At 61.7% G+C, this 19,126-nt stretch carries 13 protein-coding genes; 7 read left to right on the top strand and 6 right to left on the bottom strand.

Annotated elements, in window-relative coordinates; all coding sequences use genetic code 11:
* The first annotated feature begins 150 nt into the window (after nucleotides 1-150).
* The 5 genes from SINAC_RS13140 (at nucleotide 151) to SINAC_RS13120 (ending at nucleotide 7,831) form a co-directional block, all read left to right on the top strand.
* Complete coding sequence (locus SINAC_RS13140) at nucleotides 151-1,179, top strand: ABC transporter permease (protein ID WP_237722535.1); 1,029 nt, start codon at nucleotides 151-153, stop codon at nucleotides 1,177-1,179.
* A gap of 23 nt (nucleotides 1,180-1,202) precedes the next feature.
* Nucleotides 1,203-1,952 (top strand): SIMPL domain-containing protein, encoded by a 750-nt coding sequence (locus SINAC_RS13135; RefSeq protein WP_015246133.1) that lies wholly within the window; start codon nucleotides 1,203-1,205, stop codon nucleotides 1,950-1,952.
* 335 nt (nucleotides 1,953-2,287) lie between these two features.
* The gene (locus tag SINAC_RS13130; protein WP_261339224.1) at nucleotides 2,288-3,841 is read left to right on the top strand and encodes a lipopolysaccharide biosynthesis protein; all 1,554 of its coding nucleotides are present in this window, start codon (nucleotides 2,288-2,290) and stop codon (nucleotides 3,839-3,841) included.
* A 166-nt stretch (nucleotides 3,842-4,007) separates the two neighbouring features.
* Complete coding sequence (locus tag SINAC_RS13125) at nucleotides 4,008-5,315, top strand: glycosyltransferase family 4 protein (RefSeq protein ID WP_015246131.1); 1,308 nt, start codon at nucleotides 4,008-4,010, stop codon at nucleotides 5,313-5,315.
* Entirely contained in the window at nucleotides 5,315-7,831 is a 2,517-nt protein-coding gene (locus SINAC_RS13120) for a glycosyltransferase family protein (protein ID WP_015246130.1), read from the top strand. The genes SINAC_RS13125 and SINAC_RS13120 overlap by 1 nt, the downstream gene beginning before the upstream one ends.
* Here SINAC_RS13120 and SINAC_RS13115 read toward each other — a convergent pair.
* The 6 genes from SINAC_RS13115 to SINAC_RS13090 all read right to left on the bottom strand — a co-directional run bounded on the left by SINAC_RS13115 (nucleotide 7,776) and on the right by SINAC_RS13090 (nucleotide 15,568).
* Entirely contained in the window at nucleotides 7,776-9,995 is a 2,220-nt protein-coding gene (locus SINAC_RS13115; protein WP_015246129.1) for a glutamine amidotransferase, read from the bottom strand. The two genes, SINAC_RS13120 and SINAC_RS13115, sit on opposite strands and share 56 nt — an antisense overlap.
* Before the next feature lie 55 nt (nucleotides 9,996-10,050).
* A complete protein-coding gene (locus SINAC_RS13110; RefSeq protein WP_015246128.1) occupies nucleotides 10,051-12,240 on the bottom strand; it encodes a BatA domain-containing protein in 2,190 nt (729 codons plus the stop codon).
* 75 nt (nucleotides 12,241-12,315) lie between these two features.
* Nucleotides 12,316-13,215: a DUF58 domain-containing protein gene (locus tag SINAC_RS13105; RefSeq protein ID WP_015246127.1), complete on the bottom strand. Its 900-nt coding sequence runs from the start codon at nucleotides 13,213-13,215 to the stop codon at nucleotides 12,316-12,318.
* 75 nt (nucleotides 13,216-13,290) lie between these two features.
* The gene (locus tag SINAC_RS13100; RefSeq protein ID WP_015246126.1) at nucleotides 13,291-14,262 is read right to left on the bottom strand and encodes an AAA family ATPase; all 972 of its coding nucleotides are present in this window, start codon (nucleotides 14,260-14,262) and stop codon (nucleotides 13,291-13,293) included.
* 451 nt (nucleotides 14,263-14,713) lie between these two features.
* Nucleotides 14,714-14,965 carry a hypothetical protein gene (locus tag SINAC_RS13095; protein WP_015246124.1) on the bottom strand — a complete coding sequence of 84 codons (252 nt, stop codon included), beginning with the start codon at nucleotides 14,963-14,965 and terminating at the stop codon, nucleotides 14,714-14,716.
* A 315-nt stretch (nucleotides 14,966-15,280) separates the two neighbouring features.
* Entirely contained in the window at nucleotides 15,281-15,568 is a 288-nt protein-coding gene (locus tag SINAC_RS13090; RefSeq protein ID WP_015246123.1) for a hypothetical protein, read from the bottom strand.
* A gap of 349 nt (nucleotides 15,569-15,917) precedes the next feature.
* Between SINAC_RS13090 and SINAC_RS13085 the strand changes: the two genes are divergently transcribed.
* Nucleotides 15,918-17,897 (top strand): flagellar basal body P-ring protein FlgI, encoded by a 1,980-nt coding sequence (locus SINAC_RS13085; RefSeq protein ID WP_015246122.1) that lies wholly within the window; start codon nucleotides 15,918-15,920, stop codon nucleotides 17,895-17,897.
* Between the two features lie 581 nt (nucleotides 17,898-18,478).
* A complete protein-coding gene (locus tag SINAC_RS13080; RefSeq protein WP_015246121.1) occupies nucleotides 18,479-19,054 on the top strand; it encodes a helix-turn-helix domain-containing protein in 576 nt (191 codons plus the stop codon).
* Nucleotides 19,055-19,126: the final 72 nt, after the last annotated feature.

Genomic DNA, 19,126 nt, shown 5'->3' with positions numbered 1-19,126 from the left:
GCGAACTTCAGGAATGGGCCGATACGGCACGAATCCTCCCCAGGGACTCGCTTGTAATGACGGAGTCCGTCGGCGATGCTCAAAATCATCGTGCGGACCGCGAAACGCATTTTCGAAAGTAATGTAGAAAGTAAAGAAGGGGGCGGCCACGTGGCTGTATGCGCGGACGAAGTAGGACGTGAAAAGGGATCGCCTGCGCTTCGAGGAAGCTTGGGCTGGGCCTGGACGGTCTTCGGACCGTTTCTCGGATTGATCCTGATCACGGTCTTGTTTGCGTACCTGACGCGGCAGTCCGGTTCGTTCCTGACCCTCTACAACTGGCGGACGATCGCGGTGCAAACCGTGATCGTTGGCACGGCGGCCTTGGGAATGACCGTGATCATGATCTCCGGGGGGATCGACCTGTCGGTCGGCTCGGCGGTCGCGCTGGTGACGGTTGTGATTGCCCTGGCCGTGCGTGACCTGGGGTGGCCGATGCCTCTGGCCTTGGTGGGAGGCATCGTGGTCGGGGGGCTTTGTGGGCTCTGGAATGGGGTCTTGATTACAGGGCTCGGCGTGGTTCCCTTCATTATTACGCTTGGCGGTCTCAAAATCTTCCGAGGGCTGGCGAAGTGGCTCTCCTCGAGCACGGCGGTCTATGTGCCGGACGAGGCGAGAGTTTGGTGGTTTCGCTCGATCCTGGCCACTGAACCGGAGCCGCGCTGGTTGCTGGTCGCTCCCGGAGTCTGGTTACTACTGCTCCTGAGCCTTTTCTTGGCCTTGGCACTAAGACACAGCTTGTTGGGGCGTTATATCTACGCAATTGGTTCGAACGAATCGACGGCCCGTCTCTGTGGGATTAACGTACCGGTCGTCAAACTGGCGGTTTACGGCCTTGCGGGGTTGGCCACTGGTTTGGCGGGGGTGATGCAGTACGTTTACCTCGATGCCACGGGGGACCCGGTCACCGCCGACGGACTGGAGTTGCAGGTCATCGCGGCGGTGGTCATCGGCGGTGGGAGTCTCAACGGGGGTGAGGGGACCGTTGTGGGGACCTTGATCGGTTGTTTGATCATGTCCGTCCTGAACAACGGGTGCGTCCACGCCGGGATCCCGAACGCCAGCCAAGACGTCATCATTGGAGCCATCATCGTGGCGGCCGTGACACTGGATCGATTCCGGCGGCGTCGCGATCTCTGAGGTTTCGAAACAGGAGGCGAATCATGATGAGATTAAGCTTGATCTGCCTGGTAGCCTTGTCGACCTTGACGTTCTCTTCGTCGCCCAGCGCCGCGGAGGAAAAAGTGGAAAAGCCGACGATCTCGGTGAGTGGGACAGGCAAGCTCTCCACCGCTCCGGACATCGCGGAAATCCAAGTTGGGGTGCGATCGCAGGCACCCACCGCCCAGGCCGCTTTGGCCGCTAACAACGAGTCGATGAATGCGATGTACGCGATTTTGAAGGAGAACGGGGTCGCGACCAAGGATATTCAGACGACCCAGATCCAGGTCAGCCCGGAATACTCCCAGCCGCCCAACCAACCCAGGTCTGTCAATCAAGCGGAGTTTATTCCCCGGATTGTCGGTTACCGGGTCGACAACACCGTGCAGATTACCGCACGGCAGATTCCGAAGCTCGGAGCGCTGCTTGACGGCCTGGTAACGGCGGGTGCCAACCAGATCCACGGAATTTCGTTCCGGGTCGACAGCTCCGAAAAGCTCATGGACGAGATCCGGAAAAGGGCGATGGCCGACGCGAAGGGCAAAGCCGAATTGCTGGCGGGAGAAGCGGGCGTTGTCCTCGGTGCTCCTCTCAAGATCGTCGACGAAGGGGGATCACGCCCGCCGAGTCCGCTCTACGCACCCCGGATGGAGATGATGGCGAGAGCGGCCGCGCCCATGCCGATTGCTGCGGGGGAACAGGAACTGGCGGTTACGGTTCACGTCGTCTATGAATTGAAGCCTGGCAAGTAAAGCAAGCTGGGTTGAGTTCGTTCAAGTTTCGAGCGTGGGCGAGCCGAATTGTCTTCGGATTGACACTGAACGACCGCGCCAAGTAGGATGCGGCCGCACCGGCGTCCCTCGCTCGGAGCGATCGGAAAGGGCGGCATTGCCATCACCCGAATTTGAGGACGCCTCGCGGACGACTCAGAACCGAAGCACCCTCGTCGATGGAACGATCTCTGACTACTTGGATTCCGGTCTCTCATCTGTAGGTTGAGTGGGCCGGAATCTGAGCGGCACGAGGGTGGGCCAATCGGTCATTTGGAATTGACCGGAGGCCAAGCCACAGGGAAGTGCGACCGCGCATGGCCACCACGCTACCAACGTCGAGACAGACGCCTCGTCGATCCTCTGCTGGACCTATCCCCCCCCATCCCACTCCGAATCGCGCTCCCGCCCCTCGGCGGATCGCATCGAATTTTGTCTTCATGAGCCTGGCGGAGATTATCTGCCGGGGTGCGTCGGTGGCTGTCACGCTCACGCTGGCCAAGCGGTTGGGCATGGCGAACTACGGGCGGGTCGGATTTGCCTTCGATATCGTCTTTTGGCTTGTCTTGTTGGTGCGGGATGCGTTTGAGGTCATCATCTCGCGCGAGCTTGCCCGCCACCCGCGTCTGGTCCGGCCGCTAGTCAATCACGTCCTGGCGCTCAGGGGTGTGCTCTCCGTCAGCCTGTTCGTGGGGCTTGTGACGGTGAGTTCGCTGACGATCTCGACGGCCGCGGACCGAGCGATCCTCGCGCTCTATGGTCTGTTGCTTCTGACCACAGCTTTGGGCCTCGATTTCGTCTATCGAGGGACGGAACGGATGGGGCTGGTCGCCCTCTCGCTCTGCATCCGGACCCTGGTCTATGCGACGGGCGTCTGGATGAGCGTGGGGGATGCGTCGCGGATTGTGTGGGTGCCGGCCTGGCTTGCCTTGGGCGAGGCATGCGGGATCACCCTGGTCTGGATCTGTTACTCGCGACAGTATGGGCTGCCCCGACCTGTCCTTGGTTTTCGGTTCTTACGGGTCTTTCTCAAGCGGGGCCGCTCGGTCTGTTTTATTCAGATTGCTCAGACGGTGATTAGCTCGGCCGATTTGATGGTGGTCGACCTGATGAGCCGCCGTTGGTCCGACGTCGGGCAGTACGGGGCTCCTCATCGGATGATCACGGCGATCCTGACGTTTGGGATGATCTTCCAACAGGTCACGTTCCCGACGTTGGCTCGGTCTTGGCGGCAAACGACTGCCGCCGGACGTGATGCGCTGAATGTGATGGTCAAGGTCTTGATGTTGGGTCTGATTCCGATTGCCGTCGGTGGAGCCGTTCTCTCAGGGCCGTTGGTGCGGTTCATGCTCACCAAGGAGTATGCGGGGGCGGGGCTCTTGCTGGCCTTGGGGATCTGGCGCGCTCCCCTGCTGACTCTGGCTTATCTCTACCAGACGACTCTGATTGCGGTGAATCGCGAGGGGGCCGGAGTTCGCCTGCTGCTCTCCGGCGCCGCGGCCTCGGCTCCTTTGGTCGCTTTCTCCTGCTACTGTTTCGGGCTTCCGGGGGCTGCGGCGGCCGTCTTGGTCATTGGCCTGTCTTTGGTTCTTGCCGGCTACATGCTTTTGGCGCGTGAGGAGCGGCAGCCCGAGTGGCACCATCATCTGGGGAGGCCGCTCGCGGCGTCCGCTGTGATGGTTCCCGTCTGCCTCTTTCTGGCTCAATGGCATGTGCTGGCGGGCGTCGCGGGAGGAGCGTTGACCTATCTGGCGACCCTCTGGGGCATCGGCGGCCTTCGTCAGGACGAGTTGCGGGCGGTCTTGTGCCGGGGAGAAGCGCGGACGATCCCTCGGCCGCACACTCGATTCGCAACCCAAGAGACATCTTGAATCGGAGACGGAAACCGAAGAAGGCGAACTGGTATTTCCCCAATAAAGCTGGTAAACCTTCGGCCTCTCGTCACAGTTCGATGCTCGCCGCTGATCCGCTTGCCGTGCTTGAGATTGAGAGTGTCGAGGTTGTGCCGAACAACGGACGCAGACAGGGAGGTCGCCGTTGAAGTTCTGTATGGTCACCACGTTCTTCGGCGCGCACAGCTTTGGTGGTGACGCCGCCTACGTGGATCGCCTGACGCGCGCGCTCTGCCGGCGTGGACATGAAGTCCATGTCTTCCATTGCGCCGACGCGTTCAATGCGGTGCGAGGGGCCCACCCCCTGCGCTCCTATACGCCGCCGCCTGGTCTGCACATCCATCAGCTCGAAAGTGGCTATGGAGTGCTGTCGCCGCTGGCCACCCAGATGACCGGCCGTCCTTATTTTAAGGCCGAGGCGCTCCGAGCGGAGCTCGACGCCGTGGATACCGACGTCGTCCATTTCCACAATATTTCGCTGGTCGGGGGGCCGGGCATCCTCCACCTCGGCCGCCGTGCCGCGCGGATCATGACCGCTCACGAGCACTGGCTGATCTGCCCGATGCACTTGCTCTGGAAGAACGGCAAGAAGACGTGCGACGGACCGGATTGCACCCGTTGCACCTTGGCGGGGGGGCGACCTCCCCAGGCCTGGCGCTACACCGGGGCGATCGACCGCGGTCTTCGCGAACTCGATGCGCTGATCTTCCCCAGCCGTCATGCTCTTGAAGAGCATCGCACGCGAGGCATTGGTGCACCCCTGATCCACCTACCTTACTTCCTGCCCGACGACTGGTCGGCGGGGATTGAAGATGAAGAGCCTGAAATGGCCGAACGGCCTTATCTGGCCGCCGCCGGGCGCCTCGTCCGCATGAAGGGATTCCAGCGGCTGATCCCGCTGATGCGGTACTTGCCCGAGGTCGACCTGCGAATTGCGGGTACGGGACCCTACGAGCAGACGCTCCGCAAACTCGCTCGCGGCCTCCCGAACGTCCATTTCGAGGGCCTTCTCGGCGGTCAAGGGCTGGCCAGGCTGTTCCATGGAGCCCGCGCGGTCGTCGTTCCTTCGCTTTTCCCCGAGACCTTCGGTTACGTTGTCCTCGAGGCCTACGCGGTTCGGACCCCGGTCGTGGTTCATACCGGTGGTGGAGCGCTCAATGAGACCGGGGTGCTCAGCGGCGGGGGCCTGGGGTACTCGAACGACGCCGAAATGCTCCAGGCGATGAGACGGATCGTCCACGATGACGAGTTGCGCGAGGAACTGGCCGATCGTGGCTTTACGATGCGCACGGGCGAGTGGTCCGAGACTGCGCATATGGACAAGTACTTTGGTCTGATTCACGGGATCCAGACTGGCCGAGCCCTCCCTCCCCCCCACCGGCCGCCCACGCATCGTGCCGGGCCTTTGCCCCACGGCACGACCCTTCGGAATGAATGGAGTTCGCGGAACTGATGAGGCTGAGACTGGGCGAATTTCTCGCCGGTCTGATCGTGCTGAGCTTGGCCCTGATCTGCTTCGCTCGCTTGGTGGCGGAGCCATCGGGGTTGCTCGTTGATGGCGAGCGGCCCAGCGTCGATCACGCCCAACGCGACGATTTTCGCCCGATCGGCAATGACCTGACGTTCTTTTATCTGCCTCACTACACTCGTGTGGCCGATCAAGTTGCGCGTTACGGCCGAGTTCCCCACTGGGATCCCTTGGGTTTCGCCGGTCGGCCGCAGGTTGGTAACCCTCAAGCGGGGCTCTTTTATCCACCGCTCCGGCTGATCTGGAGCTTGCGGGCCCCGTCGGCGCTGGGGTGGTTGACGGTCGGTCACCTGCTCTGGGCAAGCCTTGGTCTCTTCGTCTTGATGCGGAGTTTGGGGGCAGGCCTCGCCGCCGCCACGGTGGCAGCAGGGTGTTTCCAAGCGTCTCCCTACGTTTTGGCCCAGGTGTTCGAGGGCCACTATCCCCACGTCTGGGCCGCATCCTGGTATCCGTGGGCCTTCTGGGCGTTCCTCCAGTTCCGCCAACGGCGGTGGGGCCGGGCGCTAACGCTCGCGCCGATCCTGGCGCTTGCCCTACTGGCCGGGCATCCGCAGGAGTGGTTTTACCTTCTCTTCATTTTGAGCCTCTGGGCGCTCTGGGATGCGGTCCGCCAAGGCGCGCAAGGCCAGCGTCGAGCGGCGTTCGCGACGCTTGCCGGCTGGTCGTTTGTAGTGGCCTTGAGCCTCGGCTTGGCGGCCGTGGAACTCATCCCCGACATGATGGCCCAGGCCTGGACGTTGCGGGGCAGCCACCTCTCGTTGGGCAAGGTGAGCCGGTATCAACTGCACGCGCTCAACGTCTTTCAGCTTTTGAGTCCTGGTGCGCTGGGGGCGCCGAACGACTACTTCGGCCATGATAATTACTGGGAAACGGTCCTTTCGATCGGACTCATCCCGCTGGTTCTCGTCGCGGTCGCGGCCGCGCGGTATCCAGACAGGCGACTCGTTCGCGGCTGGCTCATTCTGATCGGGGGGGCTCTGGTCTTTGCGGCGGGCCGGAAACTCGGCCTCTTTGCCCTGCTGTTCGAATGTGTTCCCGGCATGAACCGGTTTCGGGTGCCCTCTCGATCGCTGTTCGTCGTCAGCCTGGGCACGGCGGTGATGGCCGGATTCGGGGTTGAGACTTTAGCGCTTCGCTCATTCGGCGCTGTGGGTTGGCAATGGCTGGCCAGGCGATTTCGGCTCGTGGCCTTCGTGGTCGGTGCGTTCCTCCTCGGGCTCTTGCCGTTTTCGACGACCGAGCGAGCCGATCCCCAGGCGCACCCGGACCGTGCGCTCTCGTTGCGAGAGATTCGGATCTTCCTGAGGAGTCAGGGGGAGAGTCAACCCGTGGCATTGGTCGCGGGCCAAATCGCCCGGAGCGGGACGTTCTGGTTCGCGATTGTCAGCGTCGTGGTCATTCTCGCCGTCGGCCGTTCGTCCGGCCATCGGCCGCAGCTTGCCTTGGCTCTCGGGCTCCTCGGCCTGGTCGAACTCGGCTGGGCCGGCCACGGTTTGCTCAAGGTTGCTCCGCCATCGAAGTTCCTTGGTTCCGACCCGATCAGTCAAGCGCTCCGGGATGCCGTGCCGCCGGTCGATGGTCCGTTCCGGATTCGGGCTCGCGACACGCTCTATCAGGATCTGCGCGCGTCCTCCAACGGGTTCGAGAAAATCAACATCAACGATTCGTTCCAGATCCAGCATGCGGCGAATCTCTACGAACCGCTCTATGACTTGCTCTACATGCCCCCGGCCGTTGACCTGAAATTGCCGATGAGCGAGGTCGCCGCGCAACATCGGCAGGCGAATCGTCAGCGGATCCTCGATCGAATGAACGTGGCCTTCCTCGTCTCCGACCACTTCGAGAACAACCCTCAATGGCCGCTCGTCGCCTCGGGCACGACTCAGGGCTCGCGGTTTTCGATCCATCGCAATCCGACCGCAATGCCTCGCGCCTATGTGGTCCCCCGGGCTGAGCCGGTCGTGGAGGACGCAGCCTCGGCACTGGCCGGTTTCCGCGCGGTCGATCCTCATGAGGCGGTGCTGATGTCGGCCGACCCGCTGTTGCCGACGGGGCCGCGCCAGCTGTTTATACCGGCCGTCTGGGGCTCGACCGACCCCGATCGCGTTGTGATCCATGTGACGACCGAAGCGCCGGGCCTGCTGGTGGTCGCCGACACCTGGATGCCGGGCTGGAATGCACAGGACAACGGCCGTCCCGTGCGGCTCCTTCGAGGCAACCATGCGCAGCGTGTGATCCCATTGACCCGGGCAGGGCGACACGAGGTCATCTTGCGCTACGAGGCCCCTGGCCTCAAACGCGGAACCGCCGTCACCCTGGCATCGCTTTCCGCCTGGATTGCGGTCTTCGTCGCCACTCTCGGCTGGCAAGTCCGTTTTCCAGAATTTAGACCCAGCCGTGACGCTTGCGGAGCCACCACTCGAGGGTCAGGAGTGCGGTGAAGACGAGGAAGAAGGGCCAGTTGTCCCAGATTTTGTGCTCGATCTGAGTCATGGATTCGGTCGAGATCTTGCCGTTGAGGGTTTTGAGGTACTTGGGTAGCTCTTCCGAGGCGAGATACCGACCTCCCGTGGTTTCGGCCATCTGCCGGAGCAGATCGAGGTCGGCGGCGGGACTTTCCATTTCGCGATCGTCCTGATAGACGAGGAATCGGGAACTGTCCCGGCCGACTTCCTGGCCGTTTCGTTTTGCGGTGACTGTCACACGATACAAGCCGGCCTGGCCGATCACGGGGAAGGAGCCTCGCGCCTCGTCCCGCTCGTTGTAGACCGGGACCGGTTCTTCCGGGGTTTTCGATCCTTCCTGGGTAACCGCGGCTTGATAGGTGAGGTTGGGGATCGGCAGGTTCTTGGCGTCGCGTCCGGTGACCGAGAAGCCCAACGTCTCCCCCACCGAGAGCCGTCGGCTGTCGAGCGTCAGCTTGACTTTGTCGTCCCCCTCGTCCTCCTTGTGCGAGAGCCAGAACGTCACCTGTCTCCAGAATTTGCGGTGCGCCGCCTGGCCTTGTTCGGAGGCGCGTGGCCAGACCCAGGTCTCGCCGCCGAACGCGATGACCCGCCCTGCCCCGATGTCGCTGGCGATCATGAGCGGTTCGCCGTTGGGGGCACCGGTCCGCGCGAGCACCATCGCGTTCGCTTTCGGTTCACCGAAGCGATTGGTGCCGGTCAGGGGGGGAAGGGTCGTCCAGATCCGCTTGCTCTCCTCGCGAGTCGGGGCGATCTGGAAGAGATAGTTCTCGAGCCCGGAGGTTTGCGGCTCGAATCGAACCCCGTCCTTGGGTTCCAGCTGACCGTCGTTGGGACCGATCTTCACGGGCAGGATGCCCGCGATGGGGGTATCGGCCCACTTCCCCGAGCCGAAGCTCGAGCGGCCGCCAAGCATGATCAGCCCCGCGCCATCTTTTTCCACGGCCATCGTGAGGAGCTGCTGCTGCTTCGGCGTCAAGAAATTGGCGGGCACGTCACTAAGAATGTAAACATTGTACTTTCCTGGCGCAAAGACGGTGTCTTCGAGCTCACCCACGCCGTTGTCGGCCGGTTTGCGGAGTACGACCACATCCCCCTGAATGTCGGGTGACGACGTGACGGCCCGGTTCCAGAACTTATATTCCCAGGGGGAGGAGGGCCCTTGAACGAACAGGACGTTCAGACCACCGGAGAGGACGTTGACGAACGTGCTCATCTCATTATTGGTGGTAAGCAATTCCTGGTCTTTGGGTTTGACCCGGAGCGTGATCAGTTTTTCGCCGGGCGTCTGCGGGATATATTTCAAACCTTTGATCGGGATGACTTCGGTGCCCAAGGGAGCCTCGAGGGTCGTCTTGGCCACCGGCTTGTCATCGACCAGCATCTCAAGCTCGATCGGCTGCTTGGGGAAACCACGGACCACGACCGAGCCCTTGATCTGGAGCTGGTTCTTGACGAAGACGGAGGGGCCTGCTTCAAAGCCTCGGATCGAAATGTCTTTCGAGGTTGGGCCGGCGCTCTCCGAACCGACGCCGACGGCGGTGATCTGGATTTGCTGGCTGCGGAGCCGGCGCGCGGCGACGAGCGGGTTCAGGCCCGCGTTGTTCGAGGCGTCGGAAATGACCACGAGTGCGGCGACTTGCGTGCCGGCTTGGCGCTTGACGGCTTCGAGCAATGCCGCGCCCAGCGCGGTCTCCCGGCCGTTCGGTTCCTCTTTCGCCCTTTCCGAACTGGCGATCGGTTCTTCGCGGAGTGTGGAGTCAAACTGGTAATACTTGACGTCGAGGTTCGGTCCGAGCGTCTTGGCCACCGGGCGGGCCAGGTCGAGCGCGGCCCGAGCGGCCTCCCAGCGGCTCTTGCCTCCAGCCTCGTCCTTGAATTGCATGCTCTTGGACACGTCGGTCAAGAAGACCACCGAGGCCGGCTGCTTCTTCTTTTCCTGAAGGATCACCGACGGTCTCAACGCGGCCAGCAGGCAGAGCAAGACCGCCGCCAGGCGCAGGGCCAGGGCGAACCAACGCCAACGCCCCGTGGTGCCGCGCAACCGCTGTGCGTAGGCCCAGACGGTCAGGGCGGTCACGATCAGGGCGGCCACGGCCACCACGAACCAGGAGCCGATCGGGTCGAAACTCACGTTCATCGTAACGACCTTCGGAGCGGCTCCGGTTGGTGAATTCGAGTGCTGCTCATGACCCTCACGCAGGCACTCCCACGGCCCCTCTCGGGGCGCTCTCGCGGTGGAACTTGTTGGCCAGGAGATTCTCGAGCGTGACCAGGATCAGGATCAGGCCCATGAGCCAGGGGAAGATCTCGAACCCCACCCGGCTCATCGTCACCTCACGCTTCAGGCTCTCGGCATCGGTCGCTAGATTGTAGCCCTTCTTGCCGAAGAGCGCATCGAAGTCGCTGGCTTCCATCGCCGTATAACTCATCTCGGAGCCTGGCGGATTGACGCTGAAACCCATCAGCGCCTTTTCCCCCTCCGAGTTGGAGGCCGTGACCGTCCACTGGCCGATCGGCGGAGTCACGATCACGAGCGAGTCGACCGGCGGGTTGAGTCGCTCGGTCGTCTTGCCGTCCTCGCTCTGCATCACGTAGTTCTTGAACCGGCGCGTCGGATCGACCGGGAGGACGGCATCCTGCCCGACCTCATAGTTCAACTGTTCGCTCGACGTCCCGGCCAGGTAGGGGATGGTCTGCTTCATCAGGAGAAAGAACGACCAGTTTTCGCCAACCGGCAAAGCAAACTCATTCCAGGCTGTTTTTAAGCGTGAATCCGTCACCCGCGACAAGGGGGTGGTCCAGAGCAAGACCCGGCCGGTCTGCTTCCCTTGGAACGAACGCTCGACAAGGGCAGGCGCTCCGTTGGAGTAAGAGAGCAGCGTCCGAGAACCCTTGGGCGGGGTGATTCCCCAGTAGTGGTAGATCGGGATCTGCGAGAGCATCTCGCCGAGCTGGCGCGGGTAGCTGCGGAAGAGGGGATGCGTCAGGTCGGCAATCTTGCCAAAGCTTGTTTCCTTGGGAGATTCCTTTTTGGTCAACGAACCGGGGATGAGTTGCGAGGCGACCGGGAGGTTGTAGTTTTCAGGGTTGCAGTACTCACCCAGGCCGATCACCAAGCCTCCCCCCTCGCGTACGAAGGCGTTGAGGCGGCTCCAGCCGGTCTCGCTGACTTCCTTGACGTTCAGGAGAAAGACGGTCGAGTAGTTCTTGAGGGTGTCACCTGTCTGGGCGTCGAATTTCGGGGTCCGGATCGTCTCCACCCGGCTGGGACGGGGTGTGCCGGCCGGGAGCGACGTGGGGTCGGGGTCGAGGGCGTCGGCCACGAACTGGGCGTCGTTCTCACGGTCGGAGATGATCAGCACCTTCATGGCCGGCTGGACTTTGAAGGTGAAAAAGCGGCTGTCGTCAAACTCCAAGGGATCGGGTGCGCCGCTGAGTCGCACAACCCCCTTATGGATCGGGATTGCCGGGTCGAGCTTGGGGGTTAGGAACTTGAGTTCGGTTTCTCCGTCGGCCGCCAGCTTGACTTGCTCTTTATGTCGGGGTTTGCCGTCGAGGTCGAACTGGACCATGCGGGTCGTGGCGGGCCCTTGAGAGCGAATTTTGGCCCGGATCTCGACGGGCTCGCCTTGCGTGGCCACGCTGACGGAGGGGGAGGCCTCGGTCACGGCCACGTTGTGAATGTCCTTGGGGGCCATTCGAACGAGGTACGTTGCGATGCCCGACTTGACCTTCTTGACCTTGTCGAGCCCTTCGATCGCCCGGTCTCGGTCCCAGGAGGAGCGAGCCATATCCGTCAGGACGTAGACTTCGTGACGCGGTCGATCGCAGTCGGCGACCGAGGCGTAGGCTTGCCCGACCGCCAGATTCAAGGGGCGATTGGCGGGTCGCAGCACGATCCCATCGACCCGCTTTCGCGCGGCCGCCGGCGAGAGCGGCGGCGGAGCGCCCGGCTCCGCCGAGTCGATCACGAAGACCTGGCTCGAGTCGGGCATCTTCTTGAGGATGTCGTTCGCCTGCTGCTTCGCTTCATCCAGGAGCGTCTTGTCGCGGGGCTTGTAGCCCATCGAAAGACTGGTATCGAAGACGAGTCCGACGGCCGTAGGGACTTCTTGGTCACTGCCGATTGAGGTCTGCGAGAAGAGACGAGGTCGAGCCAAGGCGAGCGCCATGAGCGCGATCAGGGCCATCCTGGCGAGGAGGAGCAGCCAGTTCTTGATCTTCATCGTCTTCCGGGACCGCTTCTGCCGTTCCCGGATCAGGCGGAGGGCGGGAAAGATCACGCGCTTGGGCGGTTGTTTCATGAACAGGTGCAGGATCACCGGCACGGCCGCCATCGCAGCCCCTGCGGCCAGCCCCGCGTGGATCAGGGAGATATCCATGTCACTCCGTCCGGCTCAGAGTTTCGCGCGGGATTCATGCATCACTCACAATCTTTCGGCGCCGCCGTGGTGAACTCAACCACGCGACTGCCGGCTGAGCAAGTAGCTCATCAGGGCTTTGTCGAAGGGCATGCCGGTATGCAGGGCCGTGTAATCGATGCGGGCGCTCCGGCATTCCTTGCGAAACCGTTCCTGAAATGAGGCGACTTCCTCAAGGTAGTCGGCCCTGATTCCGTCGGCATCGACCAGCAAGGTTTCGTGCGTTTCATTGTCTTCGAGCTCGAGCATGCCGTTGAACGGGAAGAGGGCTTCGGCTTCATCAAGGATGTGGAAGATGATGACGTCGTGCCCCGCGAAGCGGAGTCGGTGCAAGGCATGGATGATCGGTTCGGGGTCCCCCAGCAAGTCACTGAAGATCATGACGAGGCTGCGGTGGCGGATCATGCCGGCGACCTGGTGGAGACTCTTGGCGATCGCCGTTTCGCCGGCCGGTTGCAGCTTCGCGAGCAGGGAGAGGATGTTGCCGAGTTGCGACCGCTTACTTTTGGGAGGGAGGCTCTGGCGGACCTTTTGATCGAAGGCGACGAGACCGACCGGATCCTGCTGATGGATCATCAGGTAGCCGAGCGCGGCGGCCAGGCTGATCCCGTACTCGAATTTCGTGAGTTCTTGCCGGTAGGTGTAGCCCATCGAACCGGAGAGGTCCATGACGAGATAGCCCGTCAGGTTCGTCTCGGCCTGGAACTTTTTGACGTAGAAGCGATCGGTCTTGGCGTAGACGTTCCAGTCGACGTCAGAGATGTTGTCGCCGGGGCTGTACTTGCGATGCTCCGAGAACTCGACGGAGAAGCCCTGGAACGGACTCGCGTGGAGGCCGGCGATGAATCCTTCGACGATGAACTTGGCGCGGAGGTCGAGCCGCGCCACCTGACGGATCACCTCCGGCTTCAAATACTTTTCGGCCGTGCTGGACACGGGGGAAACCTCACTCTCAATGTTGCGGATCAGCGAATCGAGGAAGGATTTCTGCCGGTCGCGGCCAAGGGGCGATCAGGAGTTCGTCCCTCTCCGGTCATACTTGGGCACTTCGGGTTCCTTGACTTCGGCGATCAGCTTTCGGATCAGCGACTCGGTCGTCTGGCCCTCGGCCTGAGCCTGGAAGTTGGTGCTGATTCGGTGCCGGAGGACCGGGATCGCGACGCGACGAATGTCATCGAGCGAAACGCTGAACCGGCCGTCCAGCGCCGCCATCGCTTTGCCCCCGAGGATCAGGTTCTGGCCGGCGCGAGGCCCCGCCCCAAAATCAACCAACTCTTTGATGAACGGGGGCGACTTCTCATCGCTGGGTCGAGTGGCACGGACCAGGCGAGTCACGTATTCCACCGTATAGTCGGAGACCGGCACCGAGGTGACGAGCTTCTGGAGGTTGAGGATCGCCTTTCCGGAAAGGACCTTTTTGAGCTCGACCGTCTCTCCCTTGGTGGTCGACGAGAGGATCTTCTTTTCCTCTTCCAGGGTCGGATAGCCCACCCGAATGTCGAACATGAAGCGGTCGAGCTGTGCCTCGGGGAGCGGATACGTTCCTTCTTGTTCGATCGGATTCTGCGTGGCGATAACAAAGAAGGGTTCGGGCAGGTGAAGCGTTTCCTGGCCCACTGTTACTTCCCGTTCCTGCATCGCCTGCAAGAGGGCGGCCTGGGTTTTCGGGGGCGTTCGATTGATTTCGTCCGCCAGGATGATGTTCGAGAAAATCGGTCCGGGGACGAACCGGAATGCGCGGCGCCCCGCCTCGGGCTCTTCCAGGACGTTGGTGCCGGTGATGTCCGACGGCATCAGGTCGGGCGTGAACTGGATTCGCTTGAAGCCGACGTCGAGGATCTTGGCGATGGAACTGACCATCAACGTTTTTGCCAGGCCCGGAACGCCCACGAGGAGGACGTGGCCTCGGGTGAAGATCGCCGCCATGATCTGGTCGATGACGTCGCGCTGGCCGATGACGACCTTGTTCAGTTCGGCCACCATCACATCGCGTGAATGGCGAAACTCATCAAGGAGGTGCGTGATCCGATCGCCGGAAGTGGACATGCCAGTGGAGTGCCCTTGAGGATGGGTGTCGAACCCGTGGGGAAACAGACCGCCACGGAGATAAGTCGAGACAGGAGCAGCGCCGAAGCGGGGGCCGTCTCCCACCTCAAGGCCACCGACGGAATTGAGACACGACTATTGTAGAGCGGGCCGCCCCCCTGATTCAAGTTAAACGAGGCCGGCTTGAGGACCACGGGATGCGAGGCAGGCCGCGTTGGCGGCATCCCCCGCAAACTCGCATTCCAAAGTCAGTCCCACGCCAATTGCGCCGATGTGGTTCCCCCCCACCTATTTGAATCTTTGAATCCAATCCGGGCCCGTGCCCTGGTCGGCGCTGCCGGAGAGCGATCACTGTTGGTTGGAACCGCGAGTCAGTCACCAATTGGGATCAGGTTGGATCGTCGTGGCCGGAGAGTGCGATGGGATCCGCCTCGCTCTGCGCGAGTTCGTTCGTGGCGCTGGAAAGATTGGCCGCGAGTTCTTGGCCGTGGAGATGGATCAGGGATGAGGAGGGAATCGAGAGCCGCTTGAGAGCTTCCTCCTTGCCGAGGTGGAGAATCCGGCAGAACTCGATGATCGCCATCTCGTCGTCATTCAGGTTTTGAGAAATCTCCTTACGATCGGACGGGTTGGTCAACATGAACCACCTCAAATTGTCTCGGAACGCAACGACCTGGTTGACGGAATCCGCCAATCAATGCGGGTCGGGTGGACGAACGCCCCGGTCCGGGAGCTTCCGGCCCTGAGTCTGTTCTTCCACCCGAACCGTTTGGCATGGAGTGACCATTCACCCCCAGCCATTGGTGATGCGATTTTCGTGCCGGGATTTTCCGGGAATGGAAAAAAATCAGGAGGGAGCGAGGGGAACCGGACAAGGATCGGCCATGGTGTTCCCCTCGTATTCAGAGCCTAGGGCGTTGCGTTGCGAATGAGCTCGCAGACGCCCTTCATGAAATCATTCGGAGGGAGACGGAGCGAGCCGTCGGATCCCTGATCCGGTCGTCACCGCGTGTGAAGCCGGCGCGTCCACACGGCGACGCAAGTTTTCCAGCCAGAGACTGAGGTCGTTTGAGGCCATGCTGCCCATCAGGCCTTGCAAGTGGCTAATGCGTTCCGACAGTTCTCGTGTTTCTTGAGGATCGGTCAGCGGATCGTGCAACGTCTCATAAGCGCGTGTGGCGAGGTCTCGAACCTCTTCGGCCAACAGGTGGGGATCGGGAGCAATCGTAGAGGCAGCGTTCATCGGGCAAACTCGGAGGCTTCGGCCCGCGTTCCCTGGATTCCTCTCCAGCGCCGGGCCGACTCATCCTCGATTCTACCATGAGGACAAGGCCTGCCCCCATCCCCATCCTAACGAATTCATTAGTCTCAAGAATCGGGGCGACGGGTTTTCCGATTGTTGCTCCACTAATTCTTTTGCAGGGGTCACGATTCGGACTTGACCCAAATTCCGGAAGACAATAAAGTCCGATCGCCGTTAGCCTCACAAGGATGTGGCGTGAGCGGTGGTATGGATTTGAGGAGGTCATGGCTCGGTTCTCGAGCCCTGGCCGGGGGTTCTCCCCGATGGATTGGGCAAGGAGGCTGGCCAAATGTGGCGGTATCACGCAAGGCGCAATAGGACCTACTTGGCCCTATGGGCGATCGCGGCAGTGGCCCTCGTTGGGGCTGGCTCGCCGTTCAAGAAGCAAGAGAAGCCACCTAAGGTCGAGGAGACCGTCACCAACCTCGCCTCCATATTTACCTCCTCCCACAATAGCATGCGACTGGAGGGGGTCGGTCTCGTTGTCGGTCTCGACAATACAGGGTCTGAGCCTCCCCCCTCGTGGTATCGCGAGCGGCTGGTGGATGAGATGCGCAAGGCCGGGGTTGAGAATGCGGAGAAGCTGCTGGCCGACCCGAGCGTCTCGATCGTCATTGCGCGGCTGACGATCCCGACCGGATCCTCGAAGAACGACCGCCTCGACGTTGAACTTGAGCTTCCTCCAGCGTGTGGCACGACGAGCCTCGCGGGGGGGTATCTGGTCGAGTGCCGACTCAAGGAAGTGGCGATCGCTGGCGGAACTCCCAAGGAAGGTCAGGAGCTTGCCCTGGCGAAGGGGCCCGTCATGATCGGGACCGATGCCAAGCCCGATGACCCCAAAGTGGGTCGCGTGCTGGGTGGGGCTCGGGTGAAGAAAGATTCACCGTTCCGGCTCGAACTCAAAGAAAACCGCAAGAGTTTCAAGAGTTCGCAGATGCTCCAGAATGTCGTCAACCATCGGTTTCACCAGACCGAGGGGGTCAAGCACAATGGAATGGCGACGGCCAAGACCGACAGCTTCCTCGAGCTCCGAGTCCCCAAAGTCTACAAGCACAATCAGAACCGTTATTTCCGTGTGATCAAGTTGCTCCCGCTCGTCGAGAGTCCGCAGCTCACTCAGATGAGAATGGCGACCTGGGGCGAAGAGTTACTCGATCCGACCAAGGCCGGAATCGCGGCGCTCCGGCTTGAAGGGCTTGGGGTCACGGCGATCGAGACCCTCAAGAAAGGGCTGGTCAGCCCCAACGAGCAAGTCAGGTTTTTCGCGGCCGAGGCCCTCGCTTACCTGAACGATGCGTCGGGTGCCGACGTGCTGGGCGACCACGCGATCAAGAATGCGGAATTTCGCCCGTTCGCGCTTGCGGCTCTGGCGGCGACCGACCAGTCGGCGTCCCGGATGAAGCTGGTCAAGCTGATGGAGGTCCCCGAGATCCCCGTCCGCTACGGTGCCTTCGATGCGCTCAGGACGCTCGACGAGAGCGATCCGTTCCTGGGCCGGGTCAAGGTGCTCGAGGATCCCAAGGACGACTCCGACGACTCTGAGACGATACCGATGGCGATTTCCTGGTCCTCGCGTTCCCATCGCTCTCACCGGGCCGATCCGTTCTCGCTCTACGTTGTGGATACCGACGGCCCCCCGTTGGTCCACCTCGCCCGAACCAAACGCTGCGAGATCGTTGTCTTCGGACGCGGACAAAGGATGCTCACCCCGATCGTCCTGGGCAATGGCCCGATCCTCCTGAACGCCGCCGACGGCGACCACGCGCTCCAGATCAGCAAGATCGGCACGGGTCGGGAGGGCGACCAGGATGCCAAGGTGAACACCTCCCTCGACATTGACGACGTCATTCGCCAAACCGCCGGCCTCGGCGCGAAGTATCCCGACATCGTCACCATCCTCCAGGGGGCGGCCCGCCAGAAGAACCTGCCAGGCCCCTTGGTCGTCGACGCCGTCCCCGTACCGACCACCGACTACTTGCAGGCCGCGATCCTCGGCAAGGATACGACCAAGAAGGACGACGAGGTCAGCAAGACCAGCGCAGAGGTCCCCCGTCGCCGGTTCTTCGGACTCTTTGGCAAGGATCCCAAGAAGGACAAGGACAAGGACAAGGAGACGGACGGCGAGAAGGGCAAGGACGACGCGAAGCCGGCCGAGTCCAAGAAGGACGAACCGAAGGCCGATGCGCCCAAGACGGACGAGGCGATCAAAAAGTCGTCTCAGGAGACCACTGAGAAGCGAAGCCTCCTCGATCGTCTCCGTCGGCGGTAAAATGGGAAAACTAGCTGATTGATTGCGTTGAAATTCTTGCCCCGCCTGCCATAAAATCCACCCAATTAGCCCTTCCTCTTCAATCTCGAGATTTCTCGCAGATTGACTTTTCGCCAGGACTTGTTCGTTTAGTCGAGCTAGTCCTGGTCCATCCTAAAGTCACACGCCGTTTTGCTCGAAAAATAGTCTTGACGGTCAGGTTCGCTACGGCAAGGAGGCGAGTGATTACCTCTTTGGTGGCCCTAGACCGGGCAACCTCCCGCGAACAGCGGGAGGTGTCTCGGACTTTGTCGATGGGGCCTGGGTTGCCGACCTGGGTTCTGCTTGCGATCTAAACGGTCGTTCACGACGTACTTTGAATATCGTGGATGACCGTTTCGGTAGCGAGTCTGGCAGGGAACGAGAGCGGGGTCGGAGCGTTCATTACGATCGCCGTCTTTTCGGCAGGTCCGTCCGTTCAGGCGGGTCGGAGCAATGCTGCAGAGCCGGGACCGTCACCGCGCCGACATTGGGTCAATCCGGAGGGGTGAGGCAACCTCCGAGGTCTCGCACCGAAAATTGGGCGAGTGGAGTCCTCGACGATGAAGAAAGTGTTTACAACCGGTCAGGTCGCGAAGATTTGCAAAGTCGCGCCCCGGACCGTTAGCAAGTGGTTCGATTCGGGCCGCTTGCGTGGATATCGAATTCCCGGCTCGCAAGACCGTCGAATCCCTCGCGAGCATCTGCTTCGGTTCCTCAAGGAGCATGGAATGCCCTTGGGAGATCTCGAAGCCGAGGTCTATCACAAAATCCTGGTTGTGGGCGCCGATGCCCCGATGCTGGGTAGCCTCCGCGAGCAACTTCGCGAAGGCGACGATTTCCGGATCGAGACGGCGGCATCGGGTTTTGAAGCCGGCATCCGTGCCGAAAGCTTCCACCCCGACTGCATCGTCATCGACCTGGCCGTAGGCCGGATCGAAGCGGGGCAGATTGCCCAGAACCTTCGCAAGAGCCCGGATCACATCTCGACGATTCTCGTCGCTCTGACGAGCGATGAACCGAGCGAGGAACTCTACTCACTCGGCTTCAACGACGCCTTCAAGAAACCGTTCGATGGTGCTCTGCTCGCCGAGCGAGTGCGTCGTCTGATTTCCCAGAAGAAGGCCGACGAGCCTTGAATCGCCCCCCCGCCCCGTCTGCTTGATCGATGATCGAGCCCGAGGTTCGTCCCGGCGTTGCGCCGGGCGAAC

Origin of the sequence: Singulisphaera acidiphila DSM 18658 (assembly GCF_000242455.2) — a bacterium.
Classification (GTDB): Bacteria; Planctomycetota; Planctomycetia; order Isosphaerales; family Isosphaeraceae; genus Singulisphaera; species Singulisphaera acidiphila.
The sequence above is the reverse complement of the archived record's forward strand: the minus strand, read 5'-3'. Positions and strand labels throughout refer to the sequence as shown.

Excerpts from the sequence above, each read along its gene's own strand:
- SINAC_RS13110 (WP_015246128.1), bottom strand. The coding sequence starts at position 12,240 with ATGGATATCTCCCTGATCCACGCGGGGCTGGCCGCAGGGGCTGCGATG.
- SINAC_RS13120 (WP_015246130.1), top strand. The coding sequence starts at position 5,315 with ATGAGGCTGAGACTGGGCGAATTTCTCGCCGGTCTGATCGTGCTGAGC.
- SINAC_RS13130 (WP_261339224.1), top strand. The coding sequence starts at position 2,288 with ATGGCCACCACGCTACCAACGTCGAGACAGACGCCTCGTCGATCCTCT.
- SINAC_RS13080 (WP_015246121.1), top strand. The coding sequence starts at position 18,479 with ATGAAGAAAGTGTTTACAACCGGTCAGGTCGCGAAGATTTGCAAAGTC.
- SINAC_RS13115 (WP_015246129.1), bottom strand. The coding sequence starts at position 9,995 with ATGAACGTGAGTTTCGACCCGATCGGCTCCTGGTTCGTGGTGGCCGTG.
- SINAC_RS13100 (WP_015246126.1), bottom strand. The coding sequence starts at position 14,262 with ATGGTGGCCGAACTGAACAAGGTCGTCATCGGCCAGCGCGACGTCATC.
- SINAC_RS13135 (WP_015246133.1), top strand. The coding sequence starts at position 1,203 with ATGATGAGATTAAGCTTGATCTGCCTGGTAGCCTTGTCGACCTTGACG.
- SINAC_RS13090 (WP_015246123.1), bottom strand. The coding sequence starts at position 15,568 with ATGAACGCTGCCTCTACGATTGCTCCCGATCCCCACCTGTTGGCCGAA.
- SINAC_RS13085 (WP_015246122.1), top strand. The coding sequence starts at position 15,918 with ATGTGGCGGTATCACGCAAGGCGCAATAGGACCTACTTGGCCCTATGG.
- SINAC_RS13095 (WP_015246124.1), bottom strand. The coding sequence starts at position 14,965 with ATGTTGACCAACCCGTCCGATCGTAAGGAGATTTCTCAAAACCTGAAT.